Annotated in this window: 26 protein-coding genes and 1 other RNA gene; 17 read left to right on the top strand and 10 right to left on the bottom strand. The window is 66.7% G+C overall.

The genetic code is table 11. The annotated features are described in order from the left end of the window. Positions 1-29: 29 nt before the first annotated feature. Both ACIA49_RS03720 and ACIA49_RS03715 read right to left on the bottom strand, forming a co-directional pair. Positions 30-737 (bottom strand): TIGR03943 family putative permease subunit, encoded by a 708-nt coding sequence (locus ACIA49_RS03720; protein WP_396375537.1) that lies wholly within the window; start codon positions 735-737, stop codon positions 30-32. Continuing rightward, positions 734-1,744, bottom strand: coding sequence for a permease (locus ACIA49_RS03715; protein WP_391546754.1), 1,011 nt, complete (start codon positions 1,742-1,744; stop codon positions 734-736). The genes ACIA49_RS03720 and ACIA49_RS03715 overlap by 4 nt, the downstream gene beginning before the upstream one ends. 129 nt (positions 1,745-1,873) lie before the next feature. Here ACIA49_RS03715 and ACIA49_RS03710 point away from each other — a divergent pair, with 129 nt between their 5' ends. Next, complete coding sequence (locus tag ACIA49_RS03710) at positions 1,874-3,004, top strand: serpin family protein (protein WP_396375536.1); 1,131 nt, start codon at positions 1,874-1,876, stop codon at positions 3,002-3,004. On the opposite strand, the gene ACIA49_RS03705 is transcribed toward ACIA49_RS03710, so the two are convergent. Both ACIA49_RS03705 and ACIA49_RS03700 read right to left on the bottom strand, forming a co-directional pair. Beyond that, positions 2,988-3,527 (bottom strand): TetR/AcrR family transcriptional regulator, encoded by a 540-nt coding sequence (locus tag ACIA49_RS03705; protein ID WP_396375535.1) that lies wholly within the window; start codon positions 3,525-3,527, stop codon positions 2,988-2,990. The two genes, ACIA49_RS03710 and ACIA49_RS03705, sit on opposite strands and share 17 nt — an antisense overlap. Continuing rightward, a complete protein-coding gene (locus tag ACIA49_RS03700; protein ID WP_396375534.1) occupies positions 3,524-3,940 on the bottom strand; it encodes an SRPBCC family protein in 417 nt (138 codons plus the stop codon). The genes ACIA49_RS03705 and ACIA49_RS03700 overlap by 4 nt, the downstream gene beginning before the upstream one ends. A 73-nt stretch (positions 3,941-4,013) precedes the next feature. Between ACIA49_RS03700 and ACIA49_RS03695 the strand changes: the two genes are divergently transcribed. The 8 genes from ACIA49_RS03695 to ACIA49_RS03660 all read left to right on the top strand — a co-directional run bounded on the left by ACIA49_RS03695 (position 4,014) and on the right by ACIA49_RS03660 (position 10,850). Beyond that, positions 4,014-4,193, top strand: a complete 180-nt coding sequence (locus tag ACIA49_RS03695) for a hypothetical protein (RefSeq protein ID WP_396375533.1) — start codon at positions 4,014-4,016, stop codon at positions 4,191-4,193. 41 nt (positions 4,194-4,234) lie between these two features. Further along, positions 4,235-4,810: a hypothetical protein gene (locus tag ACIA49_RS03690; protein ID WP_396375532.1), complete on the top strand. Its 576-nt coding sequence runs from the start codon at positions 4,235-4,237 to the stop codon at positions 4,808-4,810. Positions 4,811-5,080: 270 nt separating this feature from the next. Continuing rightward, complete coding sequence (locus ACIA49_RS03685; protein ID WP_396375531.1) at positions 5,081-5,497, top strand: hypothetical protein; 417 nt, start codon at positions 5,081-5,083, stop codon at positions 5,495-5,497. A gap of 176 nt (positions 5,498-5,673) precedes the next feature. Continuing rightward, positions 5,674-6,144, top strand: coding sequence for a T6SS immunity protein Tdi1 domain-containing protein (locus ACIA49_RS03680; protein WP_396375530.1), 471 nt, complete (start codon positions 5,674-5,676; stop codon positions 6,142-6,144). 463 nt (positions 6,145-6,607) lie between these two features. After that, entirely contained in the window at positions 6,608-7,222 is a 615-nt protein-coding gene (locus tag ACIA49_RS03675; protein WP_396375529.1) for a hypothetical protein, read from the top strand. 366 nt (positions 7,223-7,588) lie between these two features. Continuing rightward, complete coding sequence (locus tag ACIA49_RS03670) at positions 7,589-8,431, top strand: nitrilase-related carbon-nitrogen hydrolase (protein WP_396375528.1); 843 nt, start codon at positions 7,589-7,591, stop codon at positions 8,429-8,431. 9 nt (positions 8,432-8,440) lie between these two features. Next, positions 8,441-9,847, top strand: a complete 1,407-nt coding sequence (hydA, locus tag ACIA49_RS03665) for a dihydropyrimidinase (RefSeq protein ID WP_396375527.1) — start codon at positions 8,441-8,443, stop codon at positions 9,845-9,847. Between the two features lie 10 nt (positions 9,848-9,857). Beyond that, on the top strand, positions 9,858-10,850 hold the full coding sequence (locus tag ACIA49_RS03660) for a TIGR03842 family LLM class F420-dependent oxidoreductase (protein WP_396375526.1): 993 nt from the start codon (positions 9,858-9,860) through the stop codon (positions 10,848-10,850). A 158-nt stretch (positions 10,851-11,008) separates the two neighbouring features. Here ACIA49_RS03660 and ACIA49_RS03655 read toward each other — a convergent pair whose 3' ends face one another. From ACIA49_RS03655 to ACIA49_RS03645, 3 genes are all read right to left on the bottom strand, one after another. Continuing rightward, complete coding sequence (locus tag ACIA49_RS03655) at positions 11,009-11,413, bottom strand: cytidine deaminase family protein (protein WP_396375525.1); 405 nt, start codon at positions 11,411-11,413, stop codon at positions 11,009-11,011. After that, a complete protein-coding gene (locus ACIA49_RS03650) occupies positions 11,413-12,681 on the bottom strand; it encodes an ABC transporter substrate-binding protein (protein ID WP_396375524.1) in 1,269 nt (422 codons plus the stop codon). The genes ACIA49_RS03655 and ACIA49_RS03650 overlap by 1 nt, the downstream gene beginning before the upstream one ends. Before the next feature lie 81 nt (positions 12,682-12,762). Then, positions 12,763-13,833 carry a carbohydrate kinase family protein gene (locus ACIA49_RS03645; RefSeq protein WP_396375523.1) on the bottom strand — a complete coding sequence of 357 codons (1,071 nt, stop codon included), beginning with the start codon at positions 13,831-13,833 and terminating at the stop codon, positions 12,763-12,765. A gap of 124 nt (positions 13,834-13,957) precedes the next feature. On the opposite strand from ACIA49_RS03645, the gene ACIA49_RS03640 reads away from it, so the two are divergent. The 6 genes from ACIA49_RS03640 (at position 13,958) to smpB (ending at position 18,350) form a co-directional block, all read left to right on the top strand. Next, on the top strand, positions 13,958-14,338 hold the full coding sequence (locus ACIA49_RS03640) for a hypothetical protein (protein WP_396375522.1): 381 nt from the start codon (positions 13,958-13,960) through the stop codon (positions 14,336-14,338). Further along, positions 14,331-14,495, top strand: coding sequence for a hypothetical protein (locus ACIA49_RS03635; protein ID WP_396375521.1), 165 nt, complete (start codon positions 14,331-14,333; stop codon positions 14,493-14,495). The genes ACIA49_RS03640 and ACIA49_RS03635 overlap by 8 nt, the downstream gene beginning before the upstream one ends. Before the next feature lie 193 nt (positions 14,496-14,688). Beyond that, entirely contained in the window at positions 14,689-15,378 is a 690-nt protein-coding gene (gene ftsE, locus ACIA49_RS03630) for a cell division ATP-binding protein FtsE (protein WP_132407842.1), read from the top strand. 44 nt (positions 15,379-15,422) lie between these two features. After that, the gene (ftsX, locus tag ACIA49_RS03625) at positions 15,423-16,334 is read left to right on the top strand and encodes a permease-like cell division protein FtsX (RefSeq protein WP_391546776.1); all 912 of its coding nucleotides are present in this window, start codon (positions 15,423-15,425) and stop codon (positions 16,332-16,334) included. Between the two features lie 180 nt (positions 16,335-16,514). Beyond that, positions 16,515-17,849 carry a M23 family metallopeptidase gene (locus ACIA49_RS03620; RefSeq protein WP_396375520.1) on the top strand — a complete coding sequence of 445 codons (1,335 nt, stop codon included), beginning with the start codon at positions 16,515-16,517 and terminating at the stop codon, positions 17,847-17,849. A gap of 21 nt (positions 17,850-17,870) precedes the next feature. Continuing rightward, positions 17,871-18,350, top strand: a complete 480-nt coding sequence (gene smpB / locus ACIA49_RS03615; protein WP_396375519.1) for an SsrA-binding protein SmpB — start codon at positions 17,871-17,873, stop codon at positions 18,348-18,350. 78 nt (positions 18,351-18,428) lie between these two features. On the opposite strand, the gene ACIA49_RS03610 is transcribed toward smpB, so the two are convergent. Together ACIA49_RS03610 and ACIA49_RS03605 are read right to left on the bottom strand one after the other, a co-directional pair. Then, a complete protein-coding gene (locus ACIA49_RS03610; RefSeq protein WP_396375518.1) occupies positions 18,429-19,481 on the bottom strand; it encodes an NAD-dependent epimerase/dehydratase family protein in 1,053 nt (350 codons plus the stop codon). Further along, the gene (locus ACIA49_RS03605; RefSeq protein ID WP_396375517.1) at positions 19,478-19,909 is read right to left on the bottom strand and encodes a MerR family transcriptional regulator; all 432 of its coding nucleotides are present in this window, start codon (positions 19,907-19,909) and stop codon (positions 19,478-19,480) included. The genes ACIA49_RS03610 and ACIA49_RS03605 overlap by 4 nt, the downstream gene beginning before the upstream one ends. Before the next feature lie 119 nt (positions 19,910-20,028). Between ACIA49_RS03605 and ACIA49_RS03600 the strand changes: the two genes are divergently transcribed. Both ACIA49_RS03600 and ssrA read left to right on the top strand, forming a co-directional pair. Next, a complete protein-coding gene (locus tag ACIA49_RS03600; RefSeq protein ID WP_396375516.1) occupies positions 20,029-20,589 on the top strand; it encodes a DUF1707 and DUF4870 domain-containing protein in 561 nt (186 codons plus the stop codon). 86 nt (positions 20,590-20,675) lie between these two features. Then, positions 20,676-21,057, top strand: a transfer-messenger RNA (tmRNA) gene (gene ssrA / locus ACIA49_RS03595). 70 nt (positions 21,058-21,127) lie between these two features. On the opposite strand, the gene xerC is transcribed toward ssrA, so the two are convergent. Continuing rightward, on the bottom strand, positions 21,128-22,264 hold the full coding sequence (gene xerC / locus ACIA49_RS03590) for a tyrosine recombinase XerC (protein WP_396375515.1): 1,137 nt from the start codon (positions 22,262-22,264) through the stop codon (positions 21,128-21,130). Positions 22,265-22,267 lie beyond the last annotated feature (3 nt).

Below are 22,267 nucleotides of genomic sequence, written 5' to 3'. Positions count from 1 at the left end.
ACGGCGGACGCGGCAAAAGTGTGAGGGACCTACTCGTACGGGTTGGCGGGCGCGGCGACCGACTTGATGCTGTCGACCGTGAGAGCGGCGACATCGCCGTCGACGCGCTTGCCCGGCTCGGCCCACTCGCCGGTGACCGTGACCCACTGGTTCTTGGGCGGCGCGACCTGGTCGCCGCGGGCCTCGACCATGAAGGCGGTGGCGTCGGCGACGCAGCACGTGAGGCCCATCCGGGTGACGTACCACTTGCCGTCCTTGGTCGGGGTGACGAAGCCGGTGAGCGTGAAGGCGCGACCCTTCATGCTCTCCTTCTCCCACACCGCCCAGACGGCATAGTCCCGTACGGCGAGGTTGACCGGGCCGCCTTGTGGGTTGTCGGCCAGCCAGGAGTTGCTCTTGGGCTGGATCGGTTTCGAGGCGACCGGTGATTGGCGTTGGGCCGCAGCAGCGCCGAGCGCGGGCGGATCGACGACCAGCAGCGCGAAGATCGGGATCAGCAGCAGCCAGGCCGCTCGCGGCAGCCCGTGATGACCGTGGCCGTCGTCCGAGTGTTCGTTGTCCTTGCGGGTATCGGCGAGGACGTCAGCCACAGCCAGCACGATCAGGATCACGCCGGCCGCGAGCAGCATCCAGCGCATGCCGGGCTTCACGTACCGCAGGTAGGTGTTCGAGACCGCGAGCTGTACCACCGCGGCGCCGACGAAGACGATCACGAGTCCGGCCACATTGCGCTTCACAGCAACCACCACCCCACTCCGAGACTGGCCAGTACGGCGACCACGAACGTGGCCGGCGCGAACCGGACGGCGAACTTCGGACCGAACGTTCCGGCCTGCAGCGCGATCAGCTTCACGTCCACGATCGGCCCGACCACCATGAAGGCCAGCCGCGCGGTCAGCGAGAACTGCGTGAGGCTCGCGGCGACGAACGCGTCCGCCTCCGAGCAGATCGCCAGTACGACGGCCAGCACACCGAGGATGAGGACGGACAGCAACAGGTTGCCGGCCACATGGTCGAGCCAGGCACGCGGTACGACGACGTTCAGCGTGGCGGCCGCGGCGGCACCGACCACCAGGAACCCGCCGGCGTGCAGGAAGTCGTGCAGCATCGAAGAGCGGAACACCTCGAACTTGGGGGTGCCCTCGGCGTGCCGGTTCGTCGGCATCTTCAGCCAGGAGGCGCCCTTGCCCGTCAGCAAGAACAGCCAGCCGAGAATCATCGAGACCGCGAGCGAGGTGACCGCGCGGGCCACCACCACCTTCGGCTGTCCGGGGAACGCGACCGCGGTGGACGCGAGCACGACCGGGTTGATCGCCGGCGCCGACAACAGGAACGCGATCGCGGCGGCCGGGGTGACCCCGCGAGCCATCAACGCGGCCGACACCGGCACCGAGGCGCACTCACAGCCGGGCAGGATGACGCCGGACGCACTCGCGACCGGTACGGCGAACGCCGGGTGCTTGGGGAGCGCCTTCGCGAAGAACGAGGCCGGCACGAACGCTGTCAGCGCGGCCGAGAGCAGTACGCCGAGGACCAGGAACGGCAGTGCCTGCACCGTCACTCCGACGAACATGGTCGCCCAGGTGCGGACCCCCTCGTCGGTGAAGGCACCGGCGAAGATCCGCCGCCCGAACAACGCCAGACCGACCAGCAGGACCAGCGTCGCGGTGAACGCGATCGACGATCCAGCCGGTTCTTTCGGCGGCTTCTCGGCCTTTTCGGCGACGTCCGCGGGCGCACTCATGGGCGGAATCCTGACACAACGCAGCGCGTTCGAACGAGGACTCACTGCACCTGCATAATGAAAATCAGCGTCGTTACGGCAAATACTGGTCCTGCGCCGGATTGGGCTTTACATGGCAGGCTGGAGGGTATGGATGCCGACGTCGTGCGTGCAGTGAACGATCTCACCGGCCGCTGGGTGCGCAGCCTGCCGCCCGGAAACTCCGTCGTGTCCGGGCTCGGCCTGTGGCCGTTGCTGGCGATCCTCGCCACGGCCGCTGACGAACCCGGCCGAGCTGAGCTCGCGGCGGCCGCCGGTGTTTCCGCGGATGACGGTTCGCGGCTTGCAGCGGAGCTCATCTCGGCACTGGACTCGTCGGCTGATCTGCATGCGGCGCTCGGTGTCTGGGTGAGCGAGCAGTTGAAGCTGGCCGAGTCGTTCAGCGACGTCGTACCGGCTCCGGTGGTCGGCATGCTGATCGGGCAGTCCGCTGTCGACAAGCCTCGGCTGGACGGGTGGGCCGCGGAGCACACCGACGGGTTGATCCGGCAGATGCCGGTCGACATCAGCCCGGACGTGATGCTCGTGCTCGCGTCCGCGCTCTGTCTACGCACGACCTGGGTCCGCCCGTTCACTGAGCAGGTCAAGCATGTCGGGTCTGGTGCGTGGGCCGGTTCATGGCATTGGCTCGAGCGGACCGACACCGACCTCGATTCGGTACGCCGGTATGACGATCTGACCGTGATCACGGTGCGCGGCGACGCGGATGTCGACGTACTGCTGGGGGTCGGTGGTGGCGTCGACGGATTGCTGGACGCGGCGGCCCGCCCGCGCGACGGCGTACCGGGTAGTGAGTTGATCGACGGGTCGGATGTCGTCGCGCCGGGTGTGCGGCTGGGGAAGACGACGGCTTCGCGGCCGGACGTGCGGCTGTCGCTGCCGTCGTTCGAGGTCTCGGCATCGCACGACCTGTTGGAGTCTGCGGAGTTGTTCGGGTTGTCCGCGGTGTCCTCTGGTTCGCAGGGTCATTTCAGCGCGATCAGCCCGGAGCCGCTCGCGATCGGGCAGGCCAAGCAGGAGGTGCTCGCGCGGTTCTTCGCGACCGGGTTCGAGGCCGCGGCGGTGACGTCGATGGCGATGACGCGGGCCGCGATGGTGACGCGCCAGGAACGCCGGCTGGACGTCGTACTGGATCAGCCTTTTGCTTTTGCCGCGGTACTGCGGGAGTCGCGGCTGCCGATCGTCGCGGGCTGGATCGAATCGCCTACCGAGGCAGGCTGAACAGGCGGTTGAGCAGGGCGGACGCCTCGTCGACGCCTTGGACGTCGCCGGTCAGGAGCAGGTCGGACAGCAATCCGCGTGATGCCGCGAGGCCTAGTCGCGCGTAGCTCGGCGCCTCGGCCTCGGGGATGCCGGCCTTGATGCAGAGCTCGATGAGCGGGGGCAGCCAGACGTTGATCAGGTCCGCCTTCAGCTCGGCGGTATGCGGCTGGTTCTGCATCGCGTGCGCGGAAAGCTCGAAAAACAAGGGCCCGTAGATCAACGTTGCCTCGGTCACCTTTCGCCAGAACTGCTCCGACTGCTCGGCGATCGGCAGCCCGGTCAGCTCCTGGAGGAGGTCGCGCTGCTGCTGCTCGACCGTCCGCACCACCGCGGCCAGCAGCCCGTCGCGCGAGCCGAAGTGGTAGATCAGCATCCGGTGGCTGGTTCCGATACTCGTCGCGATTCCGCGCAGGCTGGTCTCGCCGATGCCGTTCTTCGCGAAGTACTCGACCGCGTCCTGCAGAAGGGTGTCCCGGCTCACCGCTCCGCGACTTCCTTCAGCTTCTCGGTCTCGGTCGCGATGTAGCGGCGCGTGAGACCGCCGTACAGCCTCCCGAACAGCCAGCCGAGCGGCCCCTCCTGGATGATCGTCGCCGTCGCGACCGTGCCCTCCGGCGTACTGACCACCCGATGACCGCCGGTCGTCCTGATGCCGGGTGCCTTGGAGACCCACGCGAAGTACTGCCCCTCCTCGAGCTCCGTCACCTCCCACACCGCCACCGGAAGCTTCGGCTGCCGGATCCGCGTCCGGGCGCCGAGGCGGATCCGCCCCGCGTCCAGCCGCTCGACCTCTTGGACCGTCGGTGTCCACTCGGGCCATCGCTCGACGTTGCTGAACACCGCCCACACCCGCTCGGCCGGCGCCTGGATCGTGACCGCGTGATCGAATCGCATGTACCAAATGGTACATGCGATTTCGGGAGTTGGTGAGTGCCCGCGGTCCGCCGTACCGGTATGGTCAGGAGCCATGGCAGACCAGAACGTCCCCGAGAACGAGTTGGACCCGGGCGCGAACACCCAGATGTTCAAGGCCTTCGTCAACGAGAACCAACCCGCGGCCGAACCCAAGTTCAACGGCCGCATCGTCGCCGTCGCCGTGGCCGCAGTCCTGCTGGTCATCGTCGTCGTGCTCATCGCCGTCCTCTGACGAGTGCTCCCGGTCGACGTCGTCCGGGTCAGGACCTTCGAATGGTAGGTGTCGACCACGCTCTCCCCCGCTTCCTTCGGGAAGCAGGGGAGGGTGCTCAGGCGGCCTTCGCTGCCAGTTGCGTGGAGCGCGCCTCAGCCGTGTTCTTCCTGGCCGTAGCAGCTGAACGAGACCGTGGCGCGGACGTTGAGACGTACCTGCGTCTCCTTGAGGACCTCTGGGGCGCGCCCAACCTGTCGCTGGAGGAGCGGGCCTCGCGGCAGGAGCAGATCGACGCCTTTCCAGAAATGCAGACGGAAAGCGACGACGAGCCGCCAGGAATCCTGGCGTTCGCATTCGATGCAGTCGGAGCGATGTACTACGCCTACACCTACCTGGCCACCGGCGAGTCGGAGAACATTACGTACACCTCGAACCACAATCTCAACATCGCCGGCTTTATCGACGATGCGGTCACCGGAGAGTCCAGCCGCTACGAAGAAGAGATCGCGGCCCAGATCCGCGACATGGAAACTCTCTCCGCGGATTTCGCGTCCGTCGACTTGGCCGCCCTCAGAGATCAGGCCCAGGCTGCAGGCAGGGCCCACGTCGAGGTGCTCAGAGCCGCCTTCCTCTAGGCAAGGGGACACCTCTCACTTGTTCGCGGCAGTGCTGCACTCGGCGATCTCTGGGGATCAGTTGGCCTGTCCTCTGCGGATGGGGCGCCGCAATTGACGGGGCTCGCTCGGTGCGGATGGGTCGTTGCGGTCTGAGGGGTTCGACGTTCGGAGGAAGTGGCTGCGGAGCACGGCGCCGATTCTGGCGGGTGGCGAGGGCACGGAGCTTTGGTTGAGTTGCTCGGGAGAGAAGGCTCGAATGGTCCTGGGGATTGTGGATGGGGTGGAGCGGTGAGCTGGGGTGTTGTGCTGACGTGTGGCGCATTGGATGTGTCGGAGCTTCAGAAGAAGACTCAGGCGGACATCTTGGTGCAGGTTGATGCTGACTTTCGGATGGTCGAGGGGGAGCGGGTGCTGTTCGCCGAGGACGCGTTTCCGGTGGTGGAGTTGGCGCGGAGTCTGCTCGGCTGGGATCGGGAGGAGGACTTCTCGTTCAACTCGATGTCGTACGAGGAGATCGGGTCGGTGCGGATCACCCGCGAGGAGGCTGGGTGGGTCTTCGGGTCGGTGTTCGAGCCGGGCGTCGTCAGCAGGCCGGTTCCGTGGAGTGAGGTCGAGGCGTGCGTGACGTCGTTCGTTGAGAAGGTGCGGCTCGGTCTGGTTGCCGTTGGCCTCGATCCGGAGTTGGCGTTTGCGAGTCAAGGGTGACTGGCGTCTGGACTTTTGAAAGGTGATGCTTATGTTGCTGGATAGGTTCAGGAACGGGTTCGATCTTACTGATGGACAAGCCTCCGATCTTGCCGGCGATGCGGAGCCGACGCCGTTGCAGGAGCTGCGTGGACGGTTCGGGGGATGCACGTTCCGAGAGGGCTTGTACCGAATTCATGACGAAAGCGTCTGCGACCGCGGGGCAGGCGTGGGTTGATGCGGCTTTTCCGGAGTTCAGGGGTCGCTTCGAGGTCTTCGGGTTCGATTGGCTCGGCCGGCAGTTTGCGACCGACCGAGCCCGGGGCGAGGCGCTCGACCCGGAGGTGATGATCGTCGAGGCTGGGACCGGCGAGGCGTTGGAGGTTCCGGTGCCGTTCTCGAAATTTCACGACGAAGAGTTGGTTGACTATTCGGAAGAAGCTCTTGCGGTGAGCTTCTACCTGCAGTGGCAATCGCAGACTCCGAGCCCGCTTGAATTTGGCCAATGCGTTGGCTATCAGGTCCCGCTGTTCCTGGGCGGGAAGGACCAAGTGGAGAATCTTGAGCTGATGGACATCGAGATCTATTGGGACATCATGGGGAGATTGCGGGCTCAAGCCAGGGAGGCTGGTCTCGGGAATGCGATTGCGGGGATCGATCTGAGTTAGGCCCTGGATCGCTCCGCGAACCGCTCCTGACTGCGTCTCCGCGAGGTAAGCCGGGCGCCAAGCATCGGGCCGGCCTGCCTCACCTGCGGTTGCGCTCTATCCGAGAGTCCCGAAACGCGGGGCGGAAACATCTGGTCGACGACGATCGCTGATCGAGGTTGGTTGAGGGGCGGGTGGATCGGTCCGAGTGGACCGACAAGCCAGCGGTCCGACTCCGCCTGGCCAGCGCCGAGCGGATGGCGCAGTTCATGTTCTGGGTGAGCGGCGAGGGTGGGCCGAGAGGCGGCGGATCGGAGATGGTGGACCACCGGCATTTTGGTGCAGGGGAGGTCTGGCGGGTGTTGACGGAAACTCTCGCCTTCGTGAACCCGGAGGTGAGTTGGTGAGCAGGCGTTCGTTGCGGCGGCTCCGGCGTAGGTGGCTGTGGCGGGGTGATGCGGATGACTGGGGGTTGCCGTGGCCGGTGAAGGAGATGCCGGCGGAGGAGTTGGTGGCGATCGCTCGGAGGCGCGGGAGTGATGGTCGGGGGACGGATGGGCGGCCGCAGTGGGTTTTGGATCATCGGGCGTCGATCGAGTCGGTGCTTCTGGTGGCTTACGGGCCGAACCCGGTGCGCATGCTCCGGTGTAACGCGATTGTCTTTCTGAGGGATGCTGCCGTCGGTCGACTTCCGATCCACCTCACCGAGCCTGAGTACGACGGGTTGCGGCCGCTGGGGAATCGGGAGGCGGCGCGGCTGCTGCGGGAGGCGTTGATGCGGTACCCGTTCACGGAGTTCGACGCGAAGCAGGCGGCGGAGTGGCGCGCGGTGCTGGAGGGCGGCGGCATGACGATAGTGGAGTTGGCGGCGCGGTTGCAGGCGGAGCGGGTTCCTGCGGGGGCCTACAGCATCGGGGTGGACGTCAACGAGTCGTACTGTCTGGTGCCTGAGGAGGAGCACTGGCACGTCTACTACAGCGAACGGGGTCATCGGATCGACGAGCGGGTGTTCGCGAACGAGTCGGAGGCATGTCGGGCGTTTCTCGACGCGCTGCGGGACGACGCCCTGCTGGCTGAATCCACGGACCCGGAACAGTGATCACTTCTTGGCTCGACTGCACGATGTGCACCAACGGGCTGCTTGGGTTCATGGTGCGGGTGGATACGGCTGGGGTGTTTCTCGAGTGTGAGGAATGCATGGGCGGGTTCAGGTCTGTTGTCGGAGGGAGGGTGGCCGGCGGGTTCCTGACCGTGGACGTGGAGTGGGTCTCACGTCCAGCCGAGTTGGCTGAGATTGTTGCCGTGGGGCTCGGGTCTTTTATGGCGAGTCCGGTGGAGTGAGTTGCTGCCGGCGGATTCTCGGCGTACGCGATAGGTACTGACTGCGGGAGGTCGGGCGGAGACATCCGTTGACTCTGTCCGGGAGCAGATGGAGGATGGGGCCTCGGCGACTCGGGAGGTTTCGGTGGCGGAGGTTGTGCGGGCGGCGTTGGTGCAGACTTCTTGGACTGGTGACAAGGAGTCGATGATCAAGGCGCATGAGGAGTATGCGCGGCAGGCCGCGGAGGCCGGGGCCAAGGTCATCTGTTTTCAGGAGCTGTTCTACGGGCCCTACTTCTGTCAGCTGCAGGACCCCAAGTTTTACGAGTACGCCGAAGCTGTGCCTGGGCCTACTACGGAGCGGTTTCAGGCGTTGGCGGCTGAGCTGGGCATGGTGATGGTGCTGCCGATGTATGAGCAGGAGCAGCCGGGGGTGTTGTACAACACGGCTGCGGTCATTGATGCTGACGGCAAGTACTTGGGGAAGTACCGGAAGAACCATATTCCGCAGGTGAAGGGGTTCTGGGAGAAGTTCTACTTCCGGCCCGGCAATCTGGGGTACCCGGTGTTCGATACCGCGGTGGGGCGGATCGGCGTGTACATCTGTTATGACCGGCACTTCCCGGAGGGGTGGCGGGCGTTGGGGTTGGCAGGGGCGAAGATCGTGTTCAACCCGTCGGCGACGAGCCGGGGGCTGTCGGCGTACTTGTGGCAGCTGGAGCAGCCAGCGAGTGCGGTGGCCAACGAGTACTTCATCGGGGCGATCAACCGGGTGGGGATCGAGTCCGACTACGGGGACAACGACTTCTACGGTACGTCGTACTTCGTGGATCCGGAGGGGAAGTTCGTGGGGGAGGTCGGGCACGACCACGACCCCGAACTGATCGTCCGGGACCTGGATCTGAATCTCCTCGACACGGTCCGGGACCGGTGGCAGTTCTACCGGGATCGCCGGCCGGACGCCTATGGGGATCTGACGAAGCCGTAGGGGGCCGAGATGACGTTGCTGGTCAAGGGCGGGACGGTCATCGGGCCGTCGGGGTCACAACAAGCCGATGTGCTCGTGCAGGGCGAGAAGATCGTTGCCCTGCTGGATCCGTTGTTCAGTACGGCGATCACACCGGACGAGGTGATCGATGCCACCGGCAAGTATGTGATCCCGGGCGGGATCGACGCGCACACGCATATGGAGATGCCGTTCGGCGGTACGTCGGCCAGTGACACGTTCGACACGGGGACCCGGGCGGCGGCGTACGGCGGGACGACGACCATCATCGACTTCGCGATCCAGCGGACCGGTGAGGTGGTGCAGGACGGGCTCGCGGCCTGGCACGAGAAGGCCGACGGCAACTGTCATATCGACTACGCGTTCCACATGATTCTCGGTGGGGTCGACAACGACGCCCTGAAGGCCATGGATCAACTCGTCAGCGACGAAGGGATCACGAGCTTCAAGCTGTTCATGGCGTATCCGGGGGTGTTCTACTCCGATGACGGCCAGATCCTGCGGGCGATGCAGACCGCGCGGGAGAACGGCGCGATGATCATGATGCATGCGGAGAACGGCCCCGCGATCGACGTACTGGTTCAGCAGGCGTTGTCTCGCGGCGAGACCGATCCGATCTATCACGGGATCACCCGGCCGGCCGCGTTGGAGGCCGAGGCAACGAATCGGGCGATCATGCTCGCCGAGGTCGCGAAGGACTGCCCGCTCTACATCGTGCATTTGTCGGCGAGTCAGGCACTCGCAAAGGTTGCCGAGGCGCGCGATCAGGGGCGGAACGTGTTCGCCGAGACCTGCCCGCAGTACCTGTACCTGACGCTGGAGGACCAGCTCGGTGCGCCCGGGTTCGAAGGGGCGAAGTGGGTGTGCTCGACCCCCTTGCGGAGCAAGCACGAGGGACACGCGAAGGACCTGTGGAAAGGGTTGCGGAGCAACGATCTGGCGATGGTGTCGACCGATCATTGCCCGTTCTGCATGAAGGACCAGAAGGAGCTCGGCGTCGGTGACTTCTCCAAGATCCCGAACGGGATCGGCGGGGTGGAGCACCGGGTCGACCTGATCTACCAAGGTGTCGTCGACGGGCAGCTGTCGCTGGCGCGTTGGGTGGAGACGATCGCGACCACGCCGGCCCGGATGTTCGGGCTGTATCCGCAGAAGGGGATCGTCGCGCCGGGATCGGATGCTGACATCGTGATCTACGACCCGAACGGTACGACGCGGATCGGCGTCGAGACGCATCACATGAACATGGACTATTCGGCGTACGAAGGGGTCGAGATCCAGGGCCGGGTGGGCACAGTGATCTCGCGCGGCGAGGTGATCGTGGCTGACGGCAACTACCATGGCCGCAAGGGTCGCGGCCGGTACCTGAAGCGCGGCCTGTCGTCGTACTTGGTCTAAGGGGTGGGCTGTGGACTTCGGAGTGGTGTTCCAGTGTGATCCGCCGGCGTCCGCGGTCGTGGAGCTGGCGGTCAAGGCGGAGGATGCCGGGTTCGACTACGTGTGGACGTTCGACTCGCATCTGCTGTGGCAGGAGCCGTTCGTCATCTACAGCCAGATCCTGGCGGCGACCCGGCGAGTGATCGTCGGCCCGATGGTGACGAACCCGGGCACCCGCGACTGGAGTGTGATCGCGTCCCAGTTCGCCACCCTGAACGAGATGTTCGGCAACCGCACGATCTGCGGGATCGGCCGTGGGGACTCGGCGCTGCGCACGCTCGGGGCTGAGCCCGGCACGATCGCCGACATGAAGCAGTGCGTCGAGGTGGTGCGCGGGCTCGCCCGCGGGGAGACGGTCAAGTATCGCGGTCAGGAGCTGAAGCTCGGCTGGGTCAAGGACGGCGCGCTCGACGTGTGGGTTGCGGCGTACGGGCCAAGGGCGCTGGCGGCGACCGGCCAGGTCGGCGACGGGTACATCCTGCAGCTGGCCGACCCGGACATCGCGAAGTGGATGATCACGTCGGTACGGCGTGCCGCGGAGGAGGCCGGCCGGGATCCGGACGCGATCAAGTTCTGCGTCGCCGCCCCGGCGTATGTCGGCGATGACCTCGCGCACCAGCGTGAGCAGACCCGCTGGTTCGGCGGCATGGTCGGCAACCACGTGGCCGACATCGTCGCCCGGTACGGCGACGGCGGCGGCGTACCGAAGGCGCTGACCGACTACATCGAGGGCCGCAAAGGCTACGACTACAGCCAGCACGGCCGCGCCGGCAACACCCACACCGACTTCGTCCCCGACGAGGTGATCGACCGCTTCTGCATCCTCGGCCCCATCGAAAACCACCGCGCCCGCCTCGCCGAGCTGGAAGAGCTAGGCGTCGACCAGTTCGCGCTCTACCTCCAACACGACGCCAAGGAAGAGACCCTGGCGGCGTACGGCAAGGACATCATCGGGGCATCATGAAGTGGATCGGCCGCAGGTTGGCTGAGGCGGACCTGCGCCACTCACCAACCCGGTCCCGGGCTCTTTCGACGGCGAGCGCTGAGCGTGAACGGGACGGGTCGCACAGAGTTGGTGAGTGGGGGCGGTCCGCCCCAACTCGCTGCCGGATTAGCCTGACTTCACGGCTCCCAGTGGTAGCCGGCGGGGAGTAGGGCGGTGATGGGGGCCCAGCCGGGGCCGTTGGGGCTGGGGAGGATGACTCGGATGTTCGGGTGATAATCCAGCAATACTTGGCGATCGCGGCCGCAGGGGGCGAAGATGCCGCGGTTTTCGTTGCCTACGGCCACGATTGACACCAGGTCGCGGGCGCCGGAGGCGCGGGCGTGGCCTAGGGCAACCAGTTCGGCGCAGGGGCCGCCGGTGAAGTGGTAGAGGTTGATGCCGGCGAACAGGCGGCCGTCGGCGCCGCGGACCGCGGCGCCCATCGTGTAGACGCCGTCGGGGCCGTCGGTGTTCGCGTCGACGGTACGGCGGGCCAGCTCGATCAGCTCGTGGTCGTCGGCGGTGAGGGGCTGCAGGTCCATCAGCCGCCGATCCGCTTCAGTTCGGCCTCGACGACGGCCTTGACCGCCTTGATCTCGGTGGCCGGGTCGGAGCCGGTGCGGATGATCCGGTTCAGGGCGTCGGAGTACGCCGTACCGGATTTGGGGGACCACAGCAGCGGGGTCTGGGCGTGGCCGTTCTCGTTGACGAACTTGGCGGCGTCCGCGGCCGGGCCCGACTTGAGCTTGTCGGCCTTGTCGACGAGCGACTTGCGGGCCGGGATGTGGAAGCCGTAGGCCTGGGCGAAGTCGAGCTGCTTGTCGGTCTGGTCGACCCAGAGCCACTTGACGAACTTCTTCGCCGCGTCGACGTTCTTCGACTTCGTGCTGACGCAGGAGCCGTAGGCGCCGACCGGGACGCTCGGGGCACCGGTGGTGGCGTTGAGCTTGGGCCAGGGGAGGACGCCGAAGTCGTCCTTGAACGCCTTCTCGATGGCCGGCAGGGTCCACAGACCGGTGAACTGCATCGCGGTCAGGCCCTGCGTGAACGCCGACGGGTCGGACCAGTCGGTGGGGGCGCCGAGCAGCAGTGTCTTCGAGGTGAACAGCTCGCGGAGCTTCTTGAGGGACTCTGCGGCGAGCGGGTCGTCGAAGCCGAACTTGCCGTCCTCGGTCAAGTAGTCGAGCCCCGCCGACCACAGGGCGGGCCCGCCGAGAATGCCGACGCCGCCGTCGTTGCCGACGAACAGACCCTTCACCTTGTCGTTGGTGAGCTTCTTCGCCGCGTCGAGCAGCTCGTCGACGGTCTGCGGCGGCTGGACGCCGGCCGCGCTGAGCAGGCTCTTGCGGTAGACGAGCAGCTGCATGTCGGCGACCTGCGGGATCGCGTACAGCTTCCCTTGGTACGACATGCGCTTGATCAGCGAAGGCGTGAAATCGGCCGCGGCATCACCCGGTACGTCGCTGAGGTCGGCGACCTGACCGGCTTTGATCATGTCGATCGTCGGCCCGTTGCCGTACTCGAACACGTCCGGCCCCTGGTCGGTGAGCAGGGTGGTCGAGACCTTCTTGTCGTACTCGCCCGGTGACCACTCGACGGTCACGGTCGCATCCGGGTAGTCCTTCGCGTACCGCTCGACCGCCTGCTGGGTGCCGGCTTCGCCGTACTGGTGGTACCACTGCGAGAGCGCCGGCTTGGAGCCGTCGCCGCCACTGTTCGGCCGTCCCGAGTTGGACCCGCAGCCGGCCACGGCGACCGCCGCCAGCCCGCCACCAAGCCCCAGCACCTGCCGCCTACTGAACCCACCCATCACGCCGCCTCCAGAAGCTTGTGGTTGCCCGACGACCCTACGACCATCAAGGCTCGTCCGGCGGGGATTTCCACGGCTCGGTCAGGCGTCGGACAGGCGGGCGATCGTGGCGGAGGCTCGGCGGACGATCGGGACCGGCCCGGCTGGGAGGACGTCGCCGATGAAGGTGTAGTGCCGGAGGATGTCGGGATCGACGTCGCCCGGGCGGTGCCGGCTGTGGTCGCGGACCCAATCGATGATGTCGCCCCAGCCCGGTGCGGCCAGCGAACCACCGAAGTGCTGGACCGACAGACCGGCACACAGGTTGCCGAACGCGAGCCGGTGCGCGAGCGGCCAGCCGCGGAGCGTGCCGAGAACGAGCGACGCAAGGAACACGTCACCGGCGCCCGTGGGATCGTACGAACGAACCGGCAGCGCCGGGATGTGCTCCTCTTCACCGGTCGCGGAGTCGATCGCCAGTACGCCGTCAGCGCCGTTCGTGACCACGGCCAGAGGTACCCGCTCGGCCAGCTTGTGCAGCGCGTCCTTCGGGGTGTCGGTGCGGGTGTAGGCCATCGCCTCGGCCGCATTGGGCGTGAACGCGTGAAAACCATCCAGTACGTCGAGCACTGCCGGAGACCACTCGTCGGTCGGGTCCCAGCCGACGTCACCGAACAGCAGCGCACCGGACTGCTTGGCCTGCTGAACCCAGTCGGGCAGGTCATCGGCGACCGGAACGATCGCGGACCGCGTCTTGAGCCCGGGACCGACCAGCTTGCTCGGATCCCCCGGAGCCTCGTGGGCGTGCGTGACCATCGCCCGGTCCCGGTCGATCGACATCGACACGGTGACGGGGGAGTGCCAGTGACCGATCCGGCGCGAGTGCGAGAGGTCCACACCCTCCTGATCGGCCAGGGTCCGCCAGCAGAAATCGGCGTACACGTCATCGCCGAAGACCGCGGCCAGGCCGCTGCGCAGCCCGAGCCGGCCGGCGGCGATCGCGAAGTTCGCGACCCCACCGGGGCAGGACCCCATCCCCTCGGCGAAGATCTCGGTCCCGGTGGTCGGCGCGGACTCCAGTCCGGTGAGCACGATGTCCAGGAACACCGTGCCCTGGACGAACACGTCGTACGCCTCGGGCTCGTCGATCACGGTGACCTCGTTCCTTGTCATTCTGAGTCCGACTGCGAGGGGCGCGCGTTCTGTCGGTGCGGGGTGGAATGCTCCTACGTAACATCATCGACCGGTCAACGGTGCGAAACAGGGGAGGCAACCCGATGGGTTGGGGGGTGTGTCGGTGATTCCGAACTGGATGGCGATCGTCGGGGTGGTGGTGACGGCCCTCAGCCCGCTGCTGGCGCTCGGCGGCGTCGCGCTCGGTGCCTACCTGTCCCGCAAGTCCGAGCGCGAGCTCGACACCTGGCGGCACCGCGAGGAGACGATGCGGATGGTCCGATGGGCCGTCGAGCAGATCCTCAACGACGATGAGGCCGGCACGGACGCCGGAGTCGTCACGCTCCGCTCACTGATGCGGTCGGAGCTGTTACAACCGGAGGACTACGACCTGGTCGCCGCGCTGACCGCCGCCGTGGCGATCGACCGCGTCGGCCCGGCCGCGTACGCTGAGATTGCAGACGCCGAGATCGAGGTCGTCGAGGGAGACGGTGAGCATGGCTGAGAAGAAGACCGTCAAGGTCTCCCGCCAAGCCGTAGAGCTGGCCCGCCTACACGTCGAAGCCGCCCGCCGCGCGGGCCGCCAACCCGACGCCGCCGTGGCCCGGATAGCGGGCGCCCGCCCGGCCCCAGGCTCCGGCGCAGCCCCCGCGCCGGCCTGATCGCGTCCGGAGTCCCAGCTCCGCCGTACGGCGTGGGCGCAGCCGGTACGCCGCGTATCGGACGTGCGGGTGTGGGTGGTCGGCGGCACGCCGAGGACGGGCTAGGCTGAGCGCGGCCGCTTCGGTGGCGTACGGTGCACCACGTGGTTACCGCTACGTCGCTCCCTGTTCCCGACCACGGCCGGATGAACCCGTGATCCGCTTCGAGAATGTGTCCAAGACGTACGAGGGCCAGACCAAGGCCGCTCTGCTGAACGTCAACGTCGAGATCGAGAAAGGCGAGTTCGTCTTCCTGGTCGGTACCTCCGGGTCCGGCAAGTCGACGTTCCTGCGCCTGGTCCTGCGCGAGCACCGGACGTCCAAGGGCCACATCATGGTGGCCGGCAAGGACCTGAACCGGCTGGCGAGCTGGCGGATCCCGCAGATGCGCCGCCAGATCGGGACGGTCTTCCAGGACTTCCGGCTGCTGCCGAACAAGACGGTCGCCGAGAACGTCGCCTTCGCGCTGCAGGTGATCGGCAAGCCGCGCTCGCACATCCGCAAGACCGTTCCGGAGGTCCTGGAGCTGGTCGGCCTGGAGGGCAAGCAGGACCGGCTGCCCGACGAGCTGTCCGGCGGTGAGCAGCAGCGGGTCGCGATCGCCCGGGCGTTCGTGAACCGGCCGATGATCCTGATCGCCGACGAGCCGACCGGAAACCTGGACCCGGCCACGTCGGAGGGCATCATGAAGCTGCTCGACCGGATCAACCGGACCGGGACCACCGTCGTGATGGCCACCCACGACGTGTCGATCGTCAACCAGATGCGCAAGCGCGTGATCGAGCTGGAGAACGGTCATGTCGTCCGCGACGAGTCGCGTGGCGTCTACGGCTACCAGCACTGACCACTGCCCCGAACCTCGGGATCGATCCAGGGACTGACTGAACAATGCGTTTGAACTACATCCTCTCCGACCTCGGTATCGGCCTGAAGCGGAACCTGTCGATGACGATCGCGGTCGTCGTCACCATCTGGGTCTCGCTGGCCCTGTTCGGCAGCGCCCTGCTGGCCAACGAGCAGGTCGGGCTGATGAAGGGCAACTGGTACGGGAAGATCCAGATCTCGGTCTTCATGTGCACCAAGGACACCACCGGGCGCGGCTGCTCGGGTGCCGAGGTGACGCAGGACCAGAAGAACCGGATCCGCCAGGTGATCGAGTCGAACCCCGACACCGCCGCCGACGGTGTGTTCGGTGAGTCGAAGCAGGAAGCGTTCGCGCAGTTCAAGAAGCTGTACAAGGACTCGCCGATCATCTCGACGGTCACCGAGGACCAGATGCAGCAGTCCTTCCGGGTCAAGCTCCGGGATCCGAAGCAGTACCAGAACCTGGTCAGCGCGGTGGCCGGCCTGCCCGGCGTCGACAACGTGCAGGACCTGCGGCAGTACCTCGATCCACTCTTCAAGGCACTCGAGGGCGTGCAGTGGGGCGCCTACATCTGTGCCGCGCTGCTGCTGATCGCCGCGTTGATGCAGATCTCGAACACGATCCGATTGGCGGCGTACGCGAGACGCCGGGAGATCGGGATCATGCGACTGGTCGGCGCCTCGAACTTCTATATCCAGCTGCCGTTCCTGTTGGAGGCGATCCTGGCCGCGCTGATCGGCGCGGTGCTTGCCTGCGGCACCTTGTGGCTCGGCCTGTACTTCGTCGTGATGCGGCGCGCCCAGGAGACCTTCAAGGTCTGGCAATGGGTCGGGGCCAGTGAAACCTTCCGCGCCACGCTCATCATGGTTGTCGTCGGCATCATCCTGGCCGTGGTCCCGACATTCCTGACAACACGGAAATACCTCAAAGTCTGACCTGGGTGACTTATCGTGCAATAGGCGTACCTCTCGAGGTTCGTCTGCACGACAACTCAACCCAGAGCAAGGGGTCGACCTGTGGTCCCGCACTTCCCCGGTGCAGACCCGCGTGAGCGGGCGAGCATCCAGCGAGACGACAGCACCGGCACCTCCGCCGTACCGCGCCCGCGTTCCCGCATGAGATCGCAGGGCCGGCAGACGGTCGTTGCCGCATGCTGCCTTGTCCTGTCCCTGTCCGCCGGAGTCCTGGCGGCGGTTCCGTCTGCGCAGGCGGATCCGCCCGATCCAGCCCAGAAGAAGAAGGAACTCGACACCAAGATCGGCAAGTCGAAGGCCGAACTGGCCGAGGCCGCCGATCAGCTCGGGTCGGCCGTCGCCGCGTACACCGACGCCGACGCCAAGCTCAAGGTCGTCGAGGTCCGGTACGCCGCGGCCCAGGGCCGGCTCGCCGCGGCGAAGGCCGCCGATGCCGTTGCCGCGGGCAAGCTCGCGGCCGCCGAGCGATCGCTGCGGGACGCCGTGTCCGAGGTCGAGGCCGGGCAGCAGCAGATCGTCGAGAAACGCGCAGCGGCGGGTAAGGCGGTGCGATCGGCGTACCAGCAACAGAACTCGCTGGTCGGCCTGAGCATCGCCCTGCAGGGCGCGGCGCCGACCGATGTCGCCACCGGGCTGCAGGTGCAGCGGAACGTGTTCGGCATCCAGAGCAACGCGATCACCAACCTGAACAACGCGCAGGCGCAGCTCGCCAGCAAACAGGCCAAGCTGACCGCCGCCGAGCAGTCCGCCGCGGCGGCACGCGCGGAGGCGGCCCGGACGGTCAAGCAGGTCACCGAGCTGACCAAGCAGGTCGCGGCCGACAAGGCCGAAGCGCAAGCGGTGACGACGCAGAAGCAGATCCTCTACAAGCGCGCCGAGCGCGAGAAGATCTCCGAGCAGACCGAGTACAACTCGTTGCTTGCCGAGCGTAACCGGGTCGAGCAGATCCTGATCGCCCGCGCTCGCGCCGAGAAGGCCGCGGCTGCCCGTCGCAAGGCGGCCCGCGAGAAGGCCGAGCGCGACAAGGCCCGCCGCGAGGGCAGGCCGCCGCGCCCGGTCCCGAACGACCCCGACAACGGTGACGGCGGGCTGAGCAAGCCGATCGACACCTACATCACCTCGCCGTTCGGGATGCGGTTCCACCCGATCCTGCACGTCTGGAAGCTGCACGACGGCACCGACTTCGGCGCCGGCTGCGGTACGCCGATCCGCGCGGCGGCGAGTGGTCGCGTGACCGACAAGTACTACAACGGCGGTTACGGCAACCGGCTCTTCATCTCACACGGAGTGATCGACGGCTCGTCCATCACCACCGTCTACAACCACCTGTCCCGCTACAAGGCCCGCGTCGGCGAACACGTCACCCGGGGCGAGATCATCGGGTACGTCGGCACCACGGGGTACTCCACGGGCTGTCACCTGCACTTCATGGTCTACCAGGACGGGCGCCTGGTTAATCCGATGAAGTGGTTGTAGGCGGTCTGAGATACTGGTCGGATGGTGAAACAGACCGGCCAGCAGAAGCCGATCGCGCAGAACCGGAAGGCGCGACACGACTACCACATCGAGGACGTCGTGGAGGCCGGCCTGGTGCTGACGGGGACCGAGGTGAAGTCCCTGCGGCTGGGCCGGGCCTCCCTCGTCGACGCGTTCGCCGCGGTCCGCGGTAACGAGCTCTGGCTGCAGGGCATGCACATCCCCGAGTACACCCACGGCACGTGGACCAACCACGAGCCCCGCCGTACCCGCAAACTCCTGCTGCACAAGGACGAGATGGCCAAACTCGTCAAGGCCGTCGAACAGCAAGGCGTCTCCCTGATCCCGCTGTCCCTCTACTTCAAGGACGGCTACGCCAAGGTCGAGCTCGCCACCGGCCGCGGCAAGAAGGACTACGACAAACGCCACGCCCTCGCCGAACGCCAAGCCGGCCGCGAAGCCCAGCGAGCCCTCTCCGACCGAACCCGCCGCCGCGACTAGCCGCCAGTCGAGCCGGCCCATTTGGCCACACTCCGAGTGTTGGCCTTTGTACTGTTCGCACCGTTGGGCGGACCGCCATCACCGTCCGACTCTGCGCGGATCGTCTGGTTCACGCTCAGCGCGGGCGGTCTGGGCGGCTGATGAGCGAGTTGGTGGGTGACGCAGGTCCGCTTCGCCGGGGTCAGAGCGCGAGGCGTCGGATGCTCTGGGCGGTGTCGAGGATTGTTTGGTCGGCGGGGCGGGGGGCCAGCCGAGTTCGGTGCGGGCTCGGGTGTTGTGGATGATGGGGCGCGGGGGCTCGGCGCCGGGGGCTTCTTCGGTGGGGGCTTGGGTTGCGCTTAGGCGGGTGCGGAGCAGGGTGGCGATCTCGAGGAAGCTCGTGGCGGGGTCGTTCGAGACGGCGAGGTAGCGTTTGCCGGCGGCTTGGGGTGCGGCCATGGCTCGGAGATGGAGGTCGGCGACGTCGCGGACGTCGGCGATGCCGAAGCGGGCGCGGGGTGCGACGGGCATGGTTCCGTCGAGCATGGCCTTGATCAGTTGGGCGGAGGAGCCCAGCTTCGTGGTCAGGGTGGGGCCGAAGATTCCGGTGGGGTTGATGACGACGAGATCAGTGCTCTCGTTGCGGAGCACCTCCCATGCGGCGAGCTCGGCGATCGTCTTCGACCTCGGGTACGGCGCCAGTCCGGGCGTATCGGGGTCCGTCCAGTCGTCCTCGGTGAACTCGGCGCCGGGCTTCGGGGTGTAGCCGACCGCGGCGAACGACGAGGTCAGCACGACCCGACGGGCACCGGCGTCGCGGGCGGCGCGTAGTACCCGGACAGCGCCGTCGCGGGCGGGGCGGATCAGGTCCTCGGGGTCGTCGGGCTGGACGACCGGGATGGGGGAGGCGACGTGGTGGATCTCGTCGACACCCTTCACCGCGGCGTCCCAGCCGTCGTCCGAGGACAGGTCGGCGGTGACGATCTCCAGGCCTGAGTCGTCGGCGCCGCCGCGGCGGATCGCGGCTCGGAGCTCGGGTTCACGCTCGAGATCGCGGACGGTAGTGCGTACTTCGTGGCCCTGACCGAGCAGCTGCGCGATCAGGTGGGTGCTGAGGTAACCGGATCCACCGGTGACCAGGGTGGGGCTCATCGGACAACTTCCAATCTCGTGACGACTTCCATGGTTCGTTCGACCGCTGCGGCCTCCGCCGCCGCGTCGCGACGGTCGCGGGCCTCCCACAGGGCGGCCTTGGCGCGCAGGTACTCCAGGCGGACGTGCTGAGCCGCGATCTCGGCCTCGATCCGCTCCGCGTGCCGCAGCAGCAGATCCCGCTGCTCAGCGGCGGCGGCCCGGCCGCGGGCGCGGTTGGCCTCGTAGACGCGCATGTCCTCGATCCCGACCCCGGTCGCCCGCAGGCAGGCGAGTGATTCGAGCGTGTGGAGGTCGGCATCGTCGTACCGGCGGTGACCGCTGCTCTCGTCACGCCGGATCGGGCCGATCAGCCCGACCTGCTCGTAGTACCGGACCGTCGGCTCGCTCAGCCCGGACCGCCGGGACACGTCCTGGATGGTGAACATGTCCTCAGCCTGACAAACTTCAAGCGCTTGAAGTCAAGGACGCGCGTCCGGGTCGGGTCAGGGGTGGGTCCGGGGCGCACCCGATGGGGTGGGCGGGTTTCGGCGGAGACAGTGGGTACATGTCCACTTCACAGCTGCTGGTGACCCACGAACAGCGGGATCGCGCCGTCGAGATCCTGCAAGAGATGTACGCCGACGGTCGCGTCGACAAGTTCGAGTTCGACACCCGGGTCGAGCTGGCGCTCAAGGCGCGCACCCGCGCCGAGCTGAACAGCACGTTCGACGGCCTCGTGGCGAGCCCGGTCCCGACGTACGTTCCGGCCGCCTTCAGCCGCCCGGCACCGCTCCAGCGCTACAACAGCGACGGCCGCGGCATGGGCACGGTCGCCCACTGGCTCGGCTACCCCACCTTCTTCGTCGGCCCCGCGCTGGTCGTCGCGACCGCCGGCAAGCAGAACCCCGCCGTACGACGTCATGCCGTCGAGGCGCTGAACTTCCAGCTGACCGCGGCCCTGGCCTTCGCCGCCGTCGGGATCGCGACCGGCATCGTCGGAGGCTGGATCGGCTTCCTGTTCCCGATCCTCGGCATCATGTGGTTCGTCCTGACCGGCATCGGCGGCATCGCGACCGCGGCCGGCTCCAACTTCCGCTACCCCTTCACCCTCCGCATGGTGAAGTAGGGGAATCCCAGGTGCGGGCAGCTTGTTGGACTTGGTAGTGTGGACCTTCCACCTGCGGTTCGGGGTGGGAGTTTGACAACTCAACAGGGGGTGAACGGTTTCGACTTTGGACGTTAGTTTCAAGTGAAGCGAGCCGAGGATCCAGGGTTATCTCGTAAACGATCTCTGGAAAACAATAACTGCCAACGCTAACGCGCGCAGCAGCTACTCTCTCGCCGCCTGACGGCCTGAGAACTTAAAGTAGCGGTCAGCCCGGGGGTGCTTCCGACCCGGTTCCTGGCCTCAGCTAGGAAGCTTGCTTTGTTAGCCCGGTCACGGGGTTAACACGGGACATTTACAGTGACTGAGCCTGTCAGTGACGTGTCTGTAAGAGCACTGGGGCTGAGAAAAGCGCCATAACAGACTGCGCTCGGAGAAGCCTTGAGGCAACGCTGAAGGACGCGGGTTCGATTCCCGCCACCTCCACCCCTTGAGAAGTGCCTGGTCAGAGCAACATCGACCAGGCACTTCGTCATTTCGTGACCAGTTTACGACCACGTTATGCAGCGCTACGGTCGAGAGCCGCGGCCGCCGCGGAGGACGCTACACCGCGGCCCATGTAGACGTCCTGGGTCATGCTGGGCTTGGCGTGACCCAGGTGGTCCGCGATCGCACGCGCCGTGAGGCCGGCCTCGTCGAGCCGCGTTGCGACGGTCTTGCGCCAGGTATGCGAGGTCACCCATGAGAAGCCAGGATCGATGCGGATCAGGGCCGCCTTCATGTCCCGGTTGGCGTTTGACGGGTTCCGGGCCTCGCCGAGTTGGGGTGGGAAGAGCAGGCCGTGGGGGTTGTTCGGCCAGGTCCTCGCCAGACGCCGAGTACACAGCTCGACGATGTGCGGGGGTACCGCGATGATGCGCCAACCCGCCGCCGTCTTCGGGCGCAGTTGCAGCACACTGCCGCGGCCCACGAGCCGTACTACGGTCGCGTTCACCTCGATGACTCCAGCCTCGATGTCGACCACCTCGGCTCGCACTGCTAGCGCCTCGCCGATACGCATCCCAGTGCCGTCGAGGAACTCCATGAGGTCGGCGACGTCGTCACCGTCAGGCCCAGTGAAGTCGTCTTTGCGGACCTTGGTCAGGATCACCGATTCCTCGTCGGTCGTGAGCGCCTTGGGCTTGCTGCGGGCGCGGGGGATCTTGGACACTTCGCGGACAGGGTTGGTGTCGATAGCGCCGTGTCGGACGGCCAGCCCCATCAGCAATGAGAGAACCGTCTTGCAGGTCTTGGCCTTTCCCGGACCACTGTTGGTTCGTACCGATGTCAGGAACGCGTCGCAGCGCGGCACACGCGCCTCGCGGACTGTGAGCTCGCCCATGGCTGGCAGGATCTTCCGGTCCAGGTCGCGCTCGTACGTTTGCTTGCTGCCATCGGAAAGACCGGACGCCATGAGCTCCGAGCGCCACACCTCGGCCAGATCGCGGATCTTCGTATCCGCCGTGACATCGCCACCGGTGGGGCCAACGCGATCCCGCACGGCCTCCTTCAGTCGCCGCTCAGCAGCCGCGCGCGTTGACCCGTAACGGGTCACAGCACGAGTCACACCGTCATAGTCGCGAAACTGAACGCGAGCACGTACGCGCCCCTTGCGGATTGTCAGGAAGCCGATCTTGCCTGCCGTGCCGATCGGCAATGC

It is taken from the genome of Kribbella sp. NPDC051587 (assembly GCF_044453945.1).
In the GTDB taxonomy this organism is placed as follows: Bacteria; Actinomycetota; Actinomycetes; order Propionibacteriales; family Kribbellaceae; genus Kribbella.
The sequence above is the reverse complement of the archived record's forward strand: the minus strand, read 5'-3'. Positions and strand labels throughout refer to the sequence as shown.